This is a genomic window from Tardiphaga sp. OK245, from assembly GCF_900108575.1.
GTDB lineage: Bacteria > Pseudomonadota > Alphaproteobacteria > Rhizobiales > Xanthobacteraceae > Tardiphaga > Tardiphaga robiniae.
In genome coordinates, this window is the sequence record NZ_FNWZ01000003.1 from 578,382 (window position 1) to 594,712 (window position 16,331).

Annotated in this window: 13 protein-coding genes; 9 read left to right on the plus strand and 4 right to left on the minus strand. The window is 62.9% G+C overall.

Features of this window, described 5'->3' with window-relative positions; translation table 11 throughout:
- Positions 1–8: 8 nt before the first annotated feature.
- Genes BLW80_RS15380 through BLW80_RS15395 form a run of 4 tightly spaced genes read left to right on the plus strand, consistent with a single transcriptional unit; the run spans position 9 to position 3,411 of the window.
- Positions 9–683, plus strand: a complete 675-nt coding sequence (locus BLW80_RS15380; protein ID WP_093758626.1) for a response regulator transcription factor — start codon at positions 9–11, stop codon at positions 681–683.
- A complete protein-coding gene (locus BLW80_RS15385; RefSeq protein ID WP_093758627.1) occupies positions 680–2,047 on the plus strand; it encodes a sensor histidine kinase in 1,368 nt (455 codons plus the stop codon). Before BLW80_RS15380 ends, BLW80_RS15385 begins: the two co-directional genes overlap by 4 nt.
- A gap of 12 nt (positions 2,048–2,059) precedes the next feature.
- The gene (locus BLW80_RS15390) at positions 2,060–2,776 is read left to right on the plus strand and encodes a class I SAM-dependent methyltransferase (protein ID WP_349633103.1); all 717 of its coding nucleotides are present in this window, start codon (positions 2,060–2,062) and stop codon (positions 2,774–2,776) included.
- A gap of 5 nt (positions 2,777–2,781) precedes the next feature.
- Positions 2,782–3,411 carry a DedA family protein gene (locus BLW80_RS15395; RefSeq protein WP_170849675.1) on the plus strand — a complete coding sequence of 210 codons (630 nt, stop codon included), beginning with the start codon at positions 2,782–2,784 and terminating at the stop codon, positions 3,409–3,411.
- 1,065 nt (positions 3,412–4,476) lie between these two features.
- Here the strand turns inward: BLW80_RS15395 and BLW80_RS15405 are convergent.
- Positions 4,477–5,250, minus strand: coding sequence for a DUF502 domain-containing protein (locus BLW80_RS15405; protein ID WP_374725664.1), 774 nt, complete (start codon positions 5,248–5,250; stop codon positions 4,477–4,479).
- A gap of 149 nt (positions 5,251–5,399) precedes the next feature.
- Positions 5,400–7,226: a glutamine--fructose-6-phosphate transaminase (isomerizing) gene (gene glmS, locus BLW80_RS15410; RefSeq protein ID WP_093758631.1), complete on the minus strand. Its 1,827-nt coding sequence runs from the start codon at positions 7,224–7,226 to the stop codon at positions 5,400–5,402.
- A gap of 266 nt (positions 7,227–7,492) precedes the next feature.
- On the opposite strand from glmS, the gene BLW80_RS30350 reads away from it, so the two are divergent.
- The gene (locus tag BLW80_RS30350) at positions 7,493–7,642 is read left to right on the plus strand and encodes a hypothetical protein (protein ID WP_158550328.1); all 150 of its coding nucleotides are present in this window, start codon (positions 7,493–7,495) and stop codon (positions 7,640–7,642) included.
- Positions 7,643–7,663: 21 nt separating this feature from the next.
- On the opposite strand, the gene glmU is transcribed toward BLW80_RS30350, so the two are convergent.
- Positions 7,664–9,016 carry a bifunctional UDP-N-acetylglucosamine diphosphorylase/glucosamine-1-phosphate N-acetyltransferase GlmU gene (gene glmU, locus BLW80_RS15415; RefSeq protein WP_093758632.1) on the minus strand — a complete coding sequence of 451 codons (1,353 nt, stop codon included), beginning with the start codon at positions 9,014–9,016 and terminating at the stop codon, positions 7,664–7,666.
- Positions 9,017–9,187: 171 nt separating this feature from the next.
- Here glmU and BLW80_RS15420 point away from each other — a divergent pair, with 171 nt between their 5' ends.
- Positions 9,188–10,429 carry a hypothetical protein gene (locus tag BLW80_RS15420; protein ID WP_093758633.1) on the plus strand — a complete coding sequence of 414 codons (1,242 nt, stop codon included), beginning with the start codon at positions 9,188–9,190 and terminating at the stop codon, positions 10,427–10,429.
- A gap of 122 nt (positions 10,430–10,551) precedes the next feature.
- Positions 10,552–10,932: a hypothetical protein gene (locus BLW80_RS15425; RefSeq protein WP_068730752.1), complete on the plus strand. Its 381-nt coding sequence runs from the start codon at positions 10,552–10,554 to the stop codon at positions 10,930–10,932.
- Here the strand turns inward: BLW80_RS15425 and BLW80_RS15430 are convergent.
- Positions 10,892–12,559 carry a glycoside hydrolase family 17 protein gene (locus BLW80_RS15430; RefSeq protein ID WP_093758634.1) on the minus strand — a complete coding sequence of 556 codons (1,668 nt, stop codon included), beginning with the start codon at positions 12,557–12,559 and terminating at the stop codon, positions 10,892–10,894. The two genes, BLW80_RS15425 and BLW80_RS15430, sit on opposite strands and share 41 nt — an antisense overlap.
- A gap of 202 nt (positions 12,560–12,761) precedes the next feature.
- On the opposite strand from BLW80_RS15430, the gene BLW80_RS15435 reads away from it, so the two are divergent.
- Together BLW80_RS15435 and BLW80_RS15440 are read left to right on the plus strand one after the other, a co-directional pair.
- Positions 12,762–13,340 carry a beta-1-3, beta-1-6-glucan biosynthesis protein gene (locus BLW80_RS15435; protein ID WP_093758635.1) on the plus strand — a complete coding sequence of 193 codons (579 nt, stop codon included), beginning with the start codon at positions 12,762–12,764 and terminating at the stop codon, positions 13,338–13,340.
- 200 nt (positions 13,341–13,540) lie between these two features.
- The gene (locus BLW80_RS15440) at positions 13,541–16,210 is read left to right on the plus strand and encodes a glycosyltransferase (protein ID WP_093758636.1); all 2,670 of its coding nucleotides are present in this window, start codon (positions 13,541–13,543) and stop codon (positions 16,208–16,210) included.
- The last annotated feature ends 121 nt before the right edge of the window (positions 16,211–16,331 follow it).

Here is a 16,331-nt window from a genome sequence, read left to right on the forward strand (position 1 = left end):
GTAGTTGTGTGCGCGTGCTTCTCGTCGAGGACGAACCGGAAATGGCAGCGGCGCTCGCGGCCGCGCTCAAGGGCCACGATATGGTGGTCGACCGCGTGGCGACGATCGGCATGGCCGAGGAGGCTCTGCTCACCAACAGCTATGGAGCCATCCTGCTCGACCGCCAGTTGCCCGACGGCGACGGGCTCTCGCTGATACCCAAATTAAGAGCGAGTGGCGTGCAGGCGCCCATCATCGTGTTGACGGCGCGGGGCGACCTCGCCGATCGCGTGGCCGGGTTGGATACCGGCGCTGACGACTATCTCGGCAAGCCATTTGCGATCGAGGAACTGTTGGCGCGGCTGCGCGCCGTGCTGCGCCGGCCCAGCGACATGCCGGCCGAAATCCTGCAACTCGGCCGTCTCGCCTACAGCGCCGAACACCGGCAGGCGAGCGTTGCCGGTATCGCCCTCACCTTGCCGCGCCGCGAGTTGCTGGTGCTCGAAACGCTGCTGCGGCGCTCCGGCCGAACCGTCCCGCGGTCCGCGCTCGAAGAAGCGGTCTACGGCTTCGACGACGAAATCCAGTCCAACGCCCTCGACACCCATGTCTCGCGCCTTCGCCGCAAACTGGCCGATGCCAGCGCGGATGTAGAAATTCACGCCATTCGTGGCATCGGCTACCTGATCAAGCGCACACCATGAACCGAATTCGCGGCAAGTCATTGCGATGGTTGTTGGTCAGCCGACTCGTCGGCCTGCAGGCGTTGATGCTGACCGGACTGGTGTTGACGATCGTGGGTGTGTTGTGGGGCGGCGGCTATATCGTCTCACTGGAGCCCGAAGACGAGACCATCAATGTGATCGAAAACGCCATCGCGCGTGATCAGGCCGGCGTCATGATCGTGCGCGATACGCCCGCGCTGGCGCGGCAGCGCGCCAGAATGCCCGAGCTGTGGTTTCTCGTCAGAGACAAGGACGGCCATCGCGTTTCGCAAGGCGACGTACCGCCCGAATTCGCGCGCATAGGCGATGCGCTCGATGACGTCGGCCAGGCTCGTCTCGGCTGGAATATCGGCGATGCTCCGCGCGCCACGGCCCGCATGCGCTGGGTCGGCAGCGCCGCAGGCCGCGTTCAAATTCTCACCGGCTCCGGAGGCGCCGTGCCCTGGCATCGCTTCGCCGCCGCCATCGCAACGCTGTTTCTCAGCGCGGTGCTGCCGATTCTCGCCGTCATGGCCCTGACGACTCTCGTTGCCACGCCCATCGTGGTCAGGCGGGCGCTGCTCGGTCTCGGCCACGCGGCAGCGCAGGCCAAACGGATCGACACCGACAAACGCGGCGCGCGCCTCACGCTGGACCAGGTGCCTAACGAGATCGTTCCGCTGGTCGTGGCCATCAACGACGCGCTGCGCCGCCTCGACGAAGGATTCGATCGCCGCCAGCGCTTTCTGGTCGATGCCGCCCACGAATTGCGGACGCCGATTGCGATCCTGCAAACCCGGATCGAGTCGACCGAACCCGGACCGCAAACAGCACGTTTGCTCGAGGATGTCCGCCGTCTGTCGACGCTCGCCGACCAGCTGCTGGACACCGAACGGTTGAAGCAGACCGCCGCGCCGCAATCGGATATCGACCTCGTCGAGGTCGCGCAGCATGTGACGTCGGATCTTGCGCCGCTTGCCATCGCAGCAGGATACGAGATCGCCTTCGAGAGCAGCGTGAAGCAGGCCCCCTTGTCAGGAGATCAAGGGGCACTGGAGCGCGCACTGGCGAACCTGATTCACAATGCGATCGAATACGGCGGACGTCGTGGAAAAATAGTCGTCAGCGTCACCGCGTCTTCGGTCTCGGTGACCGATGAAGGCCCCGGCATCCCGCCGAACGATCGAGAACGCGTCTTCGAGCCGTTCTACCGGCTCAATAACGGCTCGCGCGGCGCCGGCCTCGGACTCAATCTGGTTCGCGAGATCGTTCGGCTCCATGACGGCATGATCGATATTCAGGACGGCCCGAACGGTGGCACGCGCGTCACCATGGCCTTCGGCATCCGGCATGCCCAACGCTAGCAGCGATGCACGTTGAATATCGCCGCCGCTTTATTGCAGCGTCAAAGACATCACGTCATGTTCTCTCAATCTCCACTGCACATACCACGGCACTGCCGACGACCGTCGGCGTCGATGCATTTGCAATGGATAGTTCACATGACTGCAAACGGCCTCCTGCTCTTCTTCCGATCGCTCGCCTCAGCCCCCCGAACCGTCGGGGCAATTGCGCCGTCGGGGTCTGCCCTCGCCGATATGATCACCCGCGATATCAACGGCGCGACCGGCAAGGTGCTCGAACTCGGCCCCGGCACCGGCGTCTTTACGAAAGCACTGCTGAAGCAAGGTGTGAAGGAAGGCGATTTGACGCTCATCGAATATGGCTCCGACTTCATGCGGCTGTTGCAGCAGCGATTTCCGCATGCGCGCGTGCTATGGATGGACGCTTCATGGATCGCGCCACAAAAGGTGTTCGAACCCGCGACGTTCGGCGCCGTCGTCAGCGGACTTCCGTTGCTGAACATGGCACAAAACAAGGTCGATGCGATCCTGGCCGGTGTTTTCAACAGCCTCCGCTCCGACGGCGTAATGTATCAGTTCACCTACGGCGTCCGCTGTCCGATCAGTCATCTGCAACTCCAACAATTCGGCCTCGAGGCGTCCTGTGTCGGTCGCGTTCTGATGAACGTTCCGCCAGCCTCGGTCTATCGCATCACGCGGCGCCAGTCCGCCGTCCAGGTGGCAGAATGAGCGTGATGGCCACAGAACTATCCGATCTTCTGATTAACTGCGTTCATGTCGGCCCAATCGGGATCATCGGGCTTGGCATCGCCGAGAAGCTGTTTCCGTTCGTGCCGTCTTACGTCGCGTTCGTGGTCATCGGCATCGTCGTCGCTGCAAAGCAGAGCGATCTCGCTTCAGCCATCCTGGCGCTCGCGATCGGCTCGACGGCCGGTTCGCTGTGCTGGTATGGCGCTGGCCTGATCCTGGGAGAACGACGCAGCGCGACATTCGTGAGACGCTTCGGTCCCTATATCGGACTGACCTCTGCGCGCTACCAGCGCGCAGCGGGTGCATTTCAACGAAACCTGTTCGTGATCCTCGCGGTCGGCCAGACGCTGCCCGTGATCCGAGTCTATATGGCGATCCCCGCCGGGGTGCTCGGCGTATCCCTCGCGCAATTTCTGCTGGGAACGTTTATCGGCAGTCTCGCATGGGCCGGGCCACTGCTCGCCCTCGGCTTCTGGATCGGGGACACCAGTTCGGACCCGGCATCTGCGGCGCTGATCGTCGTGGCGACATTGATCGGACTGGAAGCGCTGATCGTATGGGGCTGGCGCCGCTTCAACCGGCGCACATCACGACGCCGTCCGGCAGCCAGCTAGAACTATGTCATGGCCAAAACGGCCGTCCGAAGCAGGCTGGACTGAGCCCGGAATCTCGATCCAAGCTCGTCATTCCGGGGCGCGGCCGGCACTTGCCGGTCGCGAACCTCAGCCATTCCACTTGGAATGGTGGGGAATCCCGGAGTGTCTGGCTCTACGGTGACTCCCATGTCGGGATTCCGGGTTCGATCCCGTCGCCTTCGGCGCCGCTCCCGCCCCGGAATGACGAACGTGGGACAAGCCCGCACCAAACATTTTTTCCTATCCTCGGTTGACAGCATCTCCATCAGGTTTATATTCCCCTCCGTCCTGCCCCACCGAGAGGGGCGATCGCGATCGTCACGTTCGCGGGGCAGGATGCGGTGGACGCCGGAGATGCGGCGTCACGCGGTTCATGGGGGGCGTCTGTCTTCGGGCAGGACGGATCTGCGCCAGCACTGCCACTGGCAAGGAGACGTTTGGCCTTGGGATGGAAAGACTCCGGGACAGTGTGACGGACGACCAAATCGAAACGCGTTCGGCCAAGTGCTTTGCGGCTACCCTGTCCCTCCGCCCTGGGACATTAATTTTGGTGATGGGACCGTTCGCCATGGCAGATGTGCAAGCAACCGAAAAAACACCGCAGGCGGAACGTCGGGCACTTGCCTGACGCCTCCGAAAGTCCTGATGCACTCTCAATTGCGGAAGACCGCATTCGCATCAGGCCCAAGGGTGCAACGGGCACCCGGCGTTCCGCACGCCCTCTCACAGGGGGCAGGGAATGCAAAGGACGACGGCGCCCCCGCGCCGCAAACAATGGGGGCGATGACGCATGTCTGAAGGGTCGTGGCTGTTTGACAGTTGAATCTGAACTAGCGTGGCGCGCGAACGCTCAAAACAAACTCCGTCATGCCCGGCGCATGCCGGGTATCCACGCCTTGGCGACATCCACAGCACGGCGTGGATGGCCGGAACATCTAGCGAAGCTCGCTTCGCGCCATCCGGCCATGACGACCGAGAGCGTTACGAGGCATCGATTGATAGGTTTCGCGAAGACGCTCATCCCATCAACAAAGCCGTGGTGCCTCAATCCACCTGTGCTGGCTGCTTCGCTGGCGGAGCATTCGCGATACCCGCTGCCGTTGCCATCTGCGCCAATGCCGCGATCTTCTTCTGCGAATCGGAACCCGGTTGGACGACGCCCGCCGACATAATCAGCGTCGCGGCATCCTCGGCGGACATGTCGATGTCGATGATCTTGCTCTTCGGCACATAGAAGAAGAATCCCGTCGTCGGATTCGGCGCGCAGGGCAGGAACACCGAGATGTGTTCCTCCTGCCCCGGCAGGCTCTTCGCCACTTCGGTGCTCGGCGGCTGCGAGATCAGCACGATCGACCACATGCCCGGCGACGGAAACTCGACGAGGCCTACTTTACGGAAACTCGATCCCGAACCCGAGAACAATGTCTCGAACACCTGCTTCAGCCCGCGATAGATCGCGCGCACCACCGGCATGCGGCCGAGCAGGTTCTCGCCGAGATCGACCAGCGAGCGGCCGATCAGGTTGGCGGTGAGGAAACCCAGCAGGGTCAGCGCCACGAAAGCGACGATCAGGCCGGAGCCCGGAATACCGTAAGGCAGGTACTGTTCGGGCCGATAGGCCTCCGGTACCAGCGGCCGCACGATCGCATCGACCCAGGTGACGAACCACCAGGTGAGGTAAAAGGTAATCGCGACCGGACCGGCAACGATCAGGCCGGTGAGGAAATAGTTGCGGATCCGGGCCATGAAGCCGCGCGGCGCCTCGGGTGGCGGGTCGCCAACGGGCGGGGTCAACGGCAAATCGGGGCGTTCCATCAGCGTTTCAAATCCATCTGGCGCGGCGCGCGAAACCGCGCCGTCAGTCCTTATGGGTATCCTAGCAGGATTTCGCCAGTGCGGGGGAAGCCACTTGTGCGGCGCCAGGCGGCCAAACCGGCCGCCTGCGACAATCTTGCCGCCTCGCCGGCCTATTCCACCGTGACCGACTTCGCCAGATTGCGCGGCTGGTCGACGTCAGTGCCCATCACCACGGCTGTGTGATAAGCGAGCAACTGCACCGGCACGGCATAAACCAGTGGTGTGAAGGCTGCGTCCATGTCCGGCATCACAATGGTCACCATGGAGTCCACGGTGGCCTCCTCCGCGCCCTTGGCGTCGGTCATCAGAATGATGTTGCCGCCGCGCGCCGCGACCTCCTGCATGTTCGACACGGTCTTGTCGAACACCCGGTCATAAGGCGCGATCACGACCACCGGCATGGTCTCGTCGATCAGCGCGATCGGACCATGCTTGAGTTCGCCGGCCGCGTAACCCTCAGCGTGGATGTAGGAGATTTCCTTCAGCTTCAGCGCGCCCTCCAGTGCCAGCGGATAACTGGTGCCGCGGCCGAGATAGAGCACGTCCTTCGACTTGGCGATGTCGCGCGCCAGCTTCTCGATCGCAGCTTCGTGCGTCAGCGCATCCGTCATCAGACGGGGGACCTTGACGAGACCGTGAACCAGTTTGGCTTCGTCGGCGTCGGACAGTTCGCCGCGGGCCTTGCCGGCTGCGATCGCAAGCGTCGCCAGCGCCATCAACTGGCAGGTGAAAGCCTTGGTAGAAGCCACGCCGATTTCCGGACCAGCCAGTGTCGGCATCACGGTCTCGCTCTCGCGCGCGATCGTCGAGGTCGTGACGTTGACGACAGCGAGCGTGTGCATGCCCTGCTCTTTGGCGTAACGCAGCGCTGCCAGCGTATCGGCCGTCTCGCCGGACTGTGAGATGAAGATCGCCAGATCGCCCTTGCGCACGGGGGCTTCGCGATAGCGGAATTCGGAGGCGACATCGACTTCCACCGGCACGCGCGCAAAGCGTTCGAACCAGTATTTAGCGATGAAACCCGCGTAGCTCGCAGTGCCGCAGGCGGTGATAGAAATGCGCTGGATGTCCTTGAAGTCGAACGGCAGCGTCATCGGCAGCGCAACGCGCTCGTTCGCCAGATCAACATAACGCGCCAGCGTGTGACCGACGACTTCCGGCTGCTCGTGAATTTCCTTGGCCATGAAGTGGCGATAGTTGGCCTTATCGACCATAAAGGCTGACGCGCCGGATTTCAGCACGTCGCGCTTCACGACCTTGCCGGATTCATCGTGGATCTCGCAGCCCTTGCGGGTCAGCACCACCCAGTCACCGTCTTCGAGATAGCTGATGTCGTCGGTGAACGGCGCCAGCGCAATCGCGTCGGAGCCAAGATACATCTCGCCTTCACCATAGCCCACTGCGAGCGGCGAGCCTTTGCGGGCGCCGATCATCAGGTTGTCGTGATCCTTGAACACGAAAGCCAATGCGAACGCGCCCTTGAGCCTTGGCAGCGCCTGCTTCACGGCATCGACCGGCGATGCACCCTTCTGCAGATAGGAACTGACGAGATGCGCGACGACTTCGGTGTCGGTCTCGCTCGCGAACTTGGCGCCGCCCTTTTCGAGCTCGAGGCGCAATTCGCGGAAATTCTCGATGATGCCGTTATGCACGACCGCGACGCCTTCGGCGGCGTGCGGATGCGCATTGGCTTCGGTCGGCTTGCCATGCGTCGCCCAGCGCGTGTGACCGATGCCGATATGACCTGCCAGCGGCGACTTGCCTAGCTTGGCTTCGAGATTCTTCAGCTTGCCTTCGGCGCGGCGGCGATCGATATGCGCGCCTTCCAGCGTGGCGACGCCAGCGGAATCGTAGCCGCGATATTCGAGGCGCTTCAGCGAGTCCACGATCTGGTCAGCAACCGGACCGCGTCCCAAAATTCCGACGATGCCGCACATGCGGGGTTATCTCTCCAAGTGGTATCAAATTGCCCAGAAATACTGGAACTCTCTTAGCGAGAATCGCAAATCGACTGTTACTCAATAATTATTGCCGATTGAGACAAGTTACCGCGGTTGTAGGGGCATTTTGCGCGACGCGTTTAACAAACCATCAACGTGTTTGCGGAAGCATCTACGCCTGACCGGAGTAGACGTCCATGTGGGAGGAGCGAGACCCCAGAGCCCCCCGATCGATCGCCGGATCACGGCTGCGACATGTCGAGATGTCGCAGAGCAAACTGGCGCATTGGCCGCCGCCGCAGCGTGATATTGCGGTCAAACCGCATGTCGCCGAGCCCCATACGCCGCAGGAAGAAATTGTCGCCAAGCGTCCGATCCGTCGTGGCTGGCACCTGAAGACCCCGGTGACCTGACGTCATCGCGAACACGCGCGCTCACTTCGGCTTCTTGTTCGCCGCGTTCTTGTCGCGGAAGCGCTTGCCCCAGCCTTCCTTCATCGACACTTCGTTGCGCTCTACCGCAAGCGCATCGTCCGGCACGTCGCGGGTGATCACCGAGCCCGAACCGATGTAAGCGCCGGCACCGATCTTCACCGGTGCGACCAGCGACGAATTCGAGCCGACAAAGGCGCCGGCGCCGATGACCGTCTTGTGCTTGTTGAAACCATCGTAATTGCAGGTGATCGTGCCTGCGCCGATATTGGCGCCGGCGCCGATATGCGTGTCGCCTACATAGGTCAGGTGGTTGACCTTCACGCCCGCTTCCAGAATGGCCGCCTTGGCTTCAACGAAGTTGCCGATCCGCGCACCCTCGCCGACCGACGTTCCCGGCCGGATGCGTGCGTAAGGACCGATCGAGGCCTTCTTGCCGATGGCCGCCTGTACGATGTGCGAGAAGGCGTGAATAACAGCGCCGTCGGCGATACTGACGCCGGGCCCGATCACCACATACTGCTCGATGGTGACGTCGTTGCCGAACGTCGTATCGGCCGCGAGATGCACGGTCTCCGGCGCGACGATGGTCACGCCCGCATCAAGCGCGGCCTTGCGCAGCCTTGCCTGCATGATCGCTTCGGCTTCCGCGAGCTGCGCCTTGGTGTTGATGCCGCGGACTTCATCCTCACTCGTCTCGATCACACTCGCCCGCAAGCCCATGCTGCGCACGATCTCGACGGCGTCGGTGAGATAGTATTCGCCCTTGCTGTTGGACGTGCCGATCTGCTCGATGATTGTGAGCGCGGTCTTGCCGGCGAATGCCATCACGCCGGCATTGCAGAGATCCACCTCGCGTTCGGCCAATGTGGCATCCGCATGTTCACGGATCGCGACGAGCTGATCGCCTTCGACCAGCAGCCGGCCATAACCGGTCGGATCGGCCGCACGAAAGCCGAGCACGGTCAGCGCAGCACCTGCCTTCAAGGGCGCACGCAGGCGCTCGAACGTCTCGGCCGAAATCAGCGGCGTGTCGCCGAAGGCGATCAGCAGATCGTCCACGCCCTTTGCAATGGCGTCCTTTGCCGCCAGCACGGCATGGGCGGTGCCGAGACGCTCGCGCTGAACGAATGTTGCGGCATCGGGCCGCACTCGCCTGGCTTCATCCGCCACGTCCTGACGATCGGGACCGACAACGACGGCCAGCGCAGAGCCTGCGCCATGAGGCGCTGCCGCGAGCACATGGCCCAGCAGCGACTGGCTGGCGACCTGATGCAGCACTTTCGGCGTCGAGGACCGCATCCGCGTTCCCTCGCCGGCCGCGAGCACGATGGTGAGGCTGGTTCTGCCCGTCATCCGAATCCCCGTTGTGGCGACGCTCATGCGCCGCGGCCGTCTTAAATGGTTTTGGGCCAATCTGGAAACCGGTTTGGTTCGCCGTGTGGCCCGACAACCTCAGGTTCCCGCCGGTTTCCTGATAATGTTGAACTGTGATTCGCAGGGGCGATGGGGCGACGCAGACGTCGAATGGCGGATAAGCACGACAAGTGGGCCGATACTCTCTCAGCCGAGCATAGCGGTTGGCTGACCGGATTTCTGGCTGAGGAAGACAAGGTTGACCGCCGCATGATGTGGCGGCTGGGTTCCTGGGGCGTTGCCGCCGTGGGCGCGGTGGTGGTTGCCATTCTGGCCAGCCAGTCGCAGGTCCAGTTGCGTCGCGATCAGGTCGCCACAGCCGATACCTTTGCGCGGCAGTCGCAGCAGATCCAGGTCGTTGCCAAGGAGACCCAGGCCGAGGCCCGGCGCCTGACGCTGGCCATCGAGACGCTGAACAGCGATCGCGACCGGCTCTATGCCCGCGTCACCTCGGTCGAGCAGGGCCTGGATTCAGTCACCGGTTCGATCAAGCGTCAGACCATTCCGACGCCGACAGCCGCCACAACCACGCCAGCACCGCAGCCATCTGCCACCGCATCCGTCGTTGCCCCGCCGGCAGCCACCGAGCCAAAGCCGGTGGCAGAGCTTCCGAGCATTCCGTCGACGCCGGTCATCGGTCCCGTGGCCGCCATCGCGCCGCCTGCCGAAACGACACCCGCCAAACCGGCGCAAACAGCGGCTTCATCGATAATCAATCCACCAGCCTCTGCGCCGCTCGTTGCATGGAAATCGATGACGGCGCCGCCCGATGCCGCGGCCGCCAAATTGAGCGAACCGGCACCGACCATGGAAACTCCTCCGACCGCTCCGGAGACAACGGCATCGGTCCAACCGGCCGCGCCCGAGCCCGCCCCTGCAGTCGTCGAAGCCGTGGCGACGCCGGTCGCGCGCACGGAGTTCGGCGTTGATATCGGCGGCGCCAATTCGGTGGACGGCCTGCGCGCGATCTGGCGCGGCATGTCCAAGTCCCGCGCGCTGCACGGACTGCGCCCGATCATGATGGTGAAGGAACGACCGACCGGACTCGGCATGCAACTGCGCCTGGTCGCCGGCCCGCTCACCGACGCGGCTGCCGCTGCGAAGATCTGCGCCGCGCTGACCGAAAGCAGCCGGCCCTGCGAGACGTCGATCTTCGATGGTCAGCGCCTTGCTATGAAGGCCGAGACGGCGCCCGCGGAAGCTGCGCCTGCACCAGCCAGACCGGCGCCACGCAGGCGCGCCGCGCCGAAGCCACAGGAGCGCACCGAACAAGCGCCGCCGCCCAAACCCGTTGAAGAAGTTGCGCCGCCCAAGCCGCAATCGTCGCTGACCTCGTTCCTGGGGCTGCGTTAAGGATCAAAAGATCAGATTTTCAATCTCTTGGCGTGCGCGGCTGAAGTGTTATCTAGGTCCGACCTCTCACCGCGACCGCATGCCGGGTTGTTCCGCACCGCGTTTTGAACCATGGTTTCCGCATGAAAAAAGATCCGTTCAAGCTCACCGCCCGTCAGGTGCAATGGCTTCTCATCGTCGGCTTCCTGTCCGTCGGCTACGCCATCTATCTGCGTTATCTGGCTATCGAATTGTCGACGACGGCGCTCGCCTGCGACGCCGGCCTGCAGAGCACCTTGTGCAAGAGCCGGCTGGTGATGACCTATCTGTTCAAGAATTCGGTGTTCGGCATCGCCGCGATCGTCATTGCGACGCTGAATCTGCTGCGGCCATCGATCGTGCTCATCACTGTCGCGCTGATCGCAGCCGGTTTCGGGATCGTGCTCTATAACGTTGCCCTGTCGGGCATCGCGATCGGCCTGCTCATTCTGGGCTTTGCACGGCCCGCGCCCGCCACAGCGTGATGCCGAACAGCAGATAGATCGCGCAGGTCCACAGCGACTGCCAGTTATCCGGCCCTTCGTTGAAGCCGATATACAGGGCCGACAGTACGAGCACTCCGGCAAACACCGACTCGGCGATCGGCCGCACACCTTCCTGCGGACGGTTGACAGCCATCAGTCCGGCGAACGGCACCACCGCCATGGTCAGCGCCGCGAACGGAAAGTCGCGGTAACGCGGATCGAACACGAAACCGAGCGCGGTCTCGGCGCCGATCAGCGCCGCCACAGCCAAGGTCAGCCCGAGCAGGACGGTCGACCACGAACGGGCCAGGAACCGGCTCGGTCCGACCAGTTGGAGGAAGGTCGGTAGCGAGCGGCCGGACATCGTCGCATAGGCGCACAGCAGCGGCGACGCAACACCGGCGGCCAGCAGCGCGCTCCACTGGATCCAGCGGCCGACGCCATAGCTTTCATAGATCAGCTTGTCTGCGGCAACGCCCAGCAGGACGCCGGCCACCGTGGCCGATACGGCAACGGTCAGCCAGGCCGACAGACGCGGCGACCAAGGCCGTCGACGGAGCGTCAACATGCCCGTCACGAAAACCAGGAAGCTCAGGCCCATGCCGAGCCCCATCTGCAGCTTCCACGACGGATAATTGGTAATCGGAACGCCCGGCGGATACTTCAATTCGCGCGGCTCATCGTAGATCAGGCCCCAATAGCCGCCGACTGTACCTTCAAGGTCGCGCTTCCACGGCTGGTCATAGGCTTCGATCAGATTGACACGGAATCCCTCGCGCTTGGCCAGATCGAGGATTTCGGACACGACCCGTGCCTGGTTGGTGCGCGACGGCAACGCGCCATCACGCATCCGCCCGGCGCTCGGCCAACCTGTTTCGCCGATCAGGATTTCCTTGGATGGGAACGCCACGGCGAGACGCTTGCGGATCGAATCCACATGGGCGGCCGCGCTCTTCGCGCGAATTGGGAAGTCCTCCCAATAGGGCAGGATGTGGATCGTGACGAAATCCACCGCGTCATAGATCTCGCGATTCTTCAGCCAGAACTCCCAGACATCGGCATAGGTCACGGGGATCTTGCCGACCTGCGCCTTCACCGAGCGGATATTGCCGACGAGATCGGCCGCCGTCATCTCGCCGCGCAACAGCACCTCGTTGCCGACGACCACGCTGGTGATCACATTCGGAAAGCGCTTGGTGAGGTCCACGACGCCGGCGATCTGCGCCAGGTTCTTGAGCCGGTTGCTCCCGAGCCATACGCCCTGAATGACCTTCAGTCCGACCTTGCCGGCCAGTTCCGGCACCTGATCAAGGCCGTTATCGATCGAATAGGTCCGCACGCATTTGGTGATCTGCGCCAGCTGCGCCATGTCGGCGGCAATCTGGCTCGCCGGAATGATGGCGGTCGAGTTCAGCGGCGTTTGCTCGCCGCGGAACGGCGCATAGGAGACGCATTCCAATTTGGCGGCGGGATCGATCGGCGCGCGCACCAGCGTGACCGGCGTGGCGAGCCACCACCAAACCGCTGCGATCGTACCAAGGGAAAGGATGAGAAGCGCCAGCGGCGTGCGGGTGGAAATTGGTTCCGTCCTCCAAAGTCGTCCGTCGATTAGCCGGTCATCGCCAATCTGCCAAGTGCGTCATGCCGGCAATCACGGACTTGTCGGCCCGACACGCCACGAAAATCAGACAAACTTCCGGCGTTGCTGGACAAAATCAAAAATGTCCGTCATGGGATTCAGCCGTGGTCGCCGCCGTATTGGGGGCCCATTTGAACGGCATCTGGCGAGGGCGTCAGAACTGCCTGGCAGCCAACTTATCGGGGACTTTATGCGTCGACTGGTGTTCGGGTTCCAATCTGCGGTTCTGCGTTGTCTCGCCGTTCCAGGCCTTGCTCTGCTGCTGGGTGTTGGCTGCGCATTGGCCCAGAGCGGCCCAGTTCGCGCACAGGATCAGAAGCCTGCGGCAAATGCGCCCGTGACGCCTGCCGACGTTGCCCGTGAGAGCCAGAAGAAGTCTGACGAATTCGTCGAGGCGACCCAGGCGATCAATGGTCCCGCCGGCAATCCCGAATGCGTCTGGCTTGGCCGCCGCGTCGTGGTGCTGATGTGGCGCGACGATCTCGACACCGCGTTCCGTCACCTCGATCTCTACGACCGATTCGGTTGCCCCGGTGGCCATGTGCAGGCAACGTTCCGCTGCCTGGTCAAATTCGGCCCGCTCATTGATCCGAAAATTGCAGACAGCCTCAACAGCCGCGTCCATGGCTGCTGGATCAATCCGAATGCGCAGCCGCAGCCTGCCGCGCTGAGCCAGCCCGCAGCGCCTTTGCCTGCCGGTGGCGGCGCAGCAGCGCCGGCAGCCACTCCGCAGCCGGACGCCAAACCGCCTGCTGAAGCGCCGAAGTAATGTGGCGCGCTCTGTTCAGGCGGCATTCAGCTGGCGGCGCCTAATCGCATTTGAATAATGGTGCCGCCCTCAAAAGGCCACGGCAGCGTATGAGTTGTTAATTCGTGTGGCGGATATAGTCTCCGTTACCGTTGTACTGGTCGGACCTCGGGGACGGGTCCGCTTCCCGGCCACGCTCGCCCCGTTATGGTTCAGTTGCGATGCGCGCTGTCGTCGCCGTTTTATTGTTCGTGACCGCCGTTCATGCCGCCCTATGGGGCGTATTGCGCGAGAAGCAGGAAGCTCCCGATTTCAAGGGCATGATTCCCAGCCTCTCCTATGCGCCGTTCGAGGGCACGGCGCATCCCGACGTGGACAACATTCCGACCGTCGAGAAGATTCGCGCCGACCTCAAGAAGCTGTCGACCATCACCCGTGCCATCCGTCTGTATTCGTCGACCGGCGGTGTGGAAATGGTACCCGCCATCGCCAACGAGTTCGGCCTCAAGGTCACCGTCGGCGCCTGGATCGACAAGAACGCGGATCGCAACGAGCGCGAAATTGCCTCCGCCGTTGAGCTTGCGAAGAAGAACCCGAATGTCATCGGCATCGTGGTCGGCAACGAAACGCTCTATCGCGATGAACTCAAGCTCGAGGACCTCGTCGAATATATCCGCCGGGTAAAGCGCCAGGTCACCGTTCCCGTCACGACCGGTGAAATCTGGAACATCTGGCGCGACAATCCGCAGCTCGCCTCGTCGGTGGACTTCATCGCCGCGCACATCCTGCCCTATTGGGAAAACTTCACCGACACCCAGGCCGTCGACCAGGCCGTTCATCTCTACGGCGTGCTGCGCGAGACCTTTCCCGGCAAACGCATCGTGATCGCGGAATTCGGCTGGCCGAGCGAAGGCTACAATCTGCGCAGGGCCGTGCCCGGCCCGTTCAGGCAGGCCGTCGTGCTGCGCAACTTCGTGACCCGCGCCGAAGCGATCGGCATGGACTACAACATCGTCGAAGCCATCGATCAGCCCTGGAAATTCTTCGAAGGCGGCGTCGGCCCCTATTGGGGCGTTCTCAACGCCTCGCGTGAGCCGAAATTCCCATGGACCGGTCCGGTCGTGGATCCGGACCACTGGAAGAACGCCAGTATTGCGCTTCTGGTTGGCATCCTGCTGTCGCTGCCGATCCTGCAGATCGTTGGCGCGACAGCGATGCAGGCTCTCGTGCTCTCGGCCGCAGCCAATGCCGTTGGCGCCTGGGCAGCAACCATCTTCGCCTATCAGCAGACCCACTATTTCGTCTGGGGATCGGCCTTTGCCCTCACACTCGGCTGCATCCTGCTGATCCCGCTGCTCCTGATCGCATTGGCGCGCATCGAGGAGATTGCGGCCATCGCCTTCGGCCGGAAGCCATTGCGGCTGCTGACAGCCGAACGCAGCGAAAAGCTGCGTGCCGCTGCAGACGCCGAGCAGAACTACCCGAAGGTCTCGATCCACATTCCGGCCTATCGCGAACAGCCCGACATGCTGAAGCTGACATTGGATGCGGTTGCCCGGCTCGACTATCCGAATTTCGAATGCGTGGTGATCATCAACAACACGCCGGATCCGGCCTATTGGCAGCCGATCCAGGATCATTGCCGCATGCTCGGCGAACGCTTCATCTTCATCAATGCGGAGAAGGTCGAGGGCTTCAAGGCCGGCGCCCTGCGCATCGCCATGGACCGCACCGCGGCGGATGCCGAAGTGATCGGCATCATCGACGCCGACTATGTGGTGGAGCCGAATTGGCTGAAGGATCTCGTCCCAGCCTTCAACGATCCGCGTGTCGGCCTCGTGCAGGCGCCGCAGGACCACCGCGATGGCGACCGTTCACTGATGCACTACATCATGAACGGCGAATATGCCGGGTTCTTCGACATCGGCATGGTCCAGCGCAACGAGGCCAATGCGATCATCGTCCATGGCACTATGTGCCTCATTCGTCGCTCCGCGATGGACATGGCGGGCGGCTGGGCCGGCGACACCATCTGCGAGGACTCGGATCTCGGCCTCGCCATCATGCAGCATGGCTGGCTGACGCATTACACGAAGGAACGTTACGGCTACGGCGTGCTGCCGGACACCTATGAGGCGTTCAAGAAACAGCGTCATCGCTGGGCCTATGGCGGCTTCCAGATCATCAAGAAGCACTGGCGCCGTTTCATGCCCGGCGCGAGCCGCATGACCCAGGACCAGAAGCGCGAATTCGGCATGGGCTGGCTGAACTGGCTCGGCGCCGAAAGCCTCGGCGTCGTGGTGGCGATCCTCAACATCATCTGGGTGCCGATCATCGCCTTCGCCGATATCGCCATCCCCGACAAGATCCTGACGCTGCCGATCATCGCCTCCTTCGTGGTGTCGCTGGCGCACTTCATCGTCTTGTACCGGCTGCGCGTGAGGATCGGCCTGTGGCAGATGCTGGGCGCGATGATCGCCGCCATGTCGGTGCAGTGGACCGTGTCGCGCGCCGTCGCCGATGGCCTGATCAAGGATCACCTGCCCTTCACCGTGACGTCCAAGGGCGGCAAGTCGACCATGTCGATCGAATTCCAAGCCTTCTGGGAAGCCGTGATCGGAGTGCTTCTGCTGATCAGCTGCGGCGTGCTGGTGTTCTCCAACAACTCCAAGCAGGTCACCGAGATCTACATCTTCGCTGGCGTGCTGGTGCTGCAGAGCCTGCCGTTCCTGTCGGCGGTGATGATTGCCATCCTGGAGAATTCACGCGCCAACGACTTCCAGTGGTGGCGCAACACGACGGTCCGCACGGCCGAGCTGATCGGCCTTCGCCCGGTGGCGATGCCGCCGATCGACGTGTCCCGTCCCGAGGCCCAGCGCGAAGCAAGCTGAACCGCGCCAATGGGGCGCGGTTCATGTCCATAACATCAAGCCCTGCCCTTGACCCCGGCGGACCCGCCTTTTACACAGCCGGTCACGCGATACGCTGCATTGCGGGCGCCATCGCGGCCGT

Bases quoted from the DNA above. Each gene is read 5' to 3' on its own strand.
- BLW80_RS15435 (WP_093758635.1), top strand. From the start codon at position 12,762: ATGCGTCGACTGGTGTTCGGGTTCCAATCTGCGGTTCTGCGTTGTCTC.
- glmU (WP_093758632.1), bottom strand. From the start codon at position 9,016: ATGACGGGCAGAACCAGCCTCACCATCGTGCTCGCGGCCGGCGAGGGA.
- BLW80_RS15385 (WP_093758627.1), top strand. From the start codon at position 680: ATGAACCGAATTCGCGGCAAGTCATTGCGATGGTTGTTGGTCAGCCGA.
- BLW80_RS30350 (WP_158550328.1), top strand. From the start codon at position 7,493: ATGTCGCAGAGCAAACTGGCGCATTGGCCGCCGCCGCAGCGTGATATT.
- BLW80_RS15395 (WP_170849675.1), top strand. From the start codon at position 2,782: ATGGCCACAGAACTATCCGATCTTCTGATTAACTGCGTTCATGTCGGC.
- BLW80_RS15420 (WP_093758633.1), top strand. From the start codon at position 9,188: ATGGCGGATAAGCACGACAAGTGGGCCGATACTCTCTCAGCCGAGCAT.
- glmS (WP_093758631.1), bottom strand. From the start codon at position 7,226: ATGTGCGGCATCGTCGGAATTTTGGGACGCGGTCCGGTTGCTGACCAG.
- BLW80_RS15425 (WP_068730752.1), top strand. From the start codon at position 10,552: ATGAAAAAAGATCCGTTCAAGCTCACCGCCCGTCAGGTGCAATGGCTT.
- BLW80_RS15440 (WP_093758636.1), top strand. From the start codon at position 13,541: ATGCGCGCTGTCGTCGCCGTTTTATTGTTCGTGACCGCCGTTCATGCC.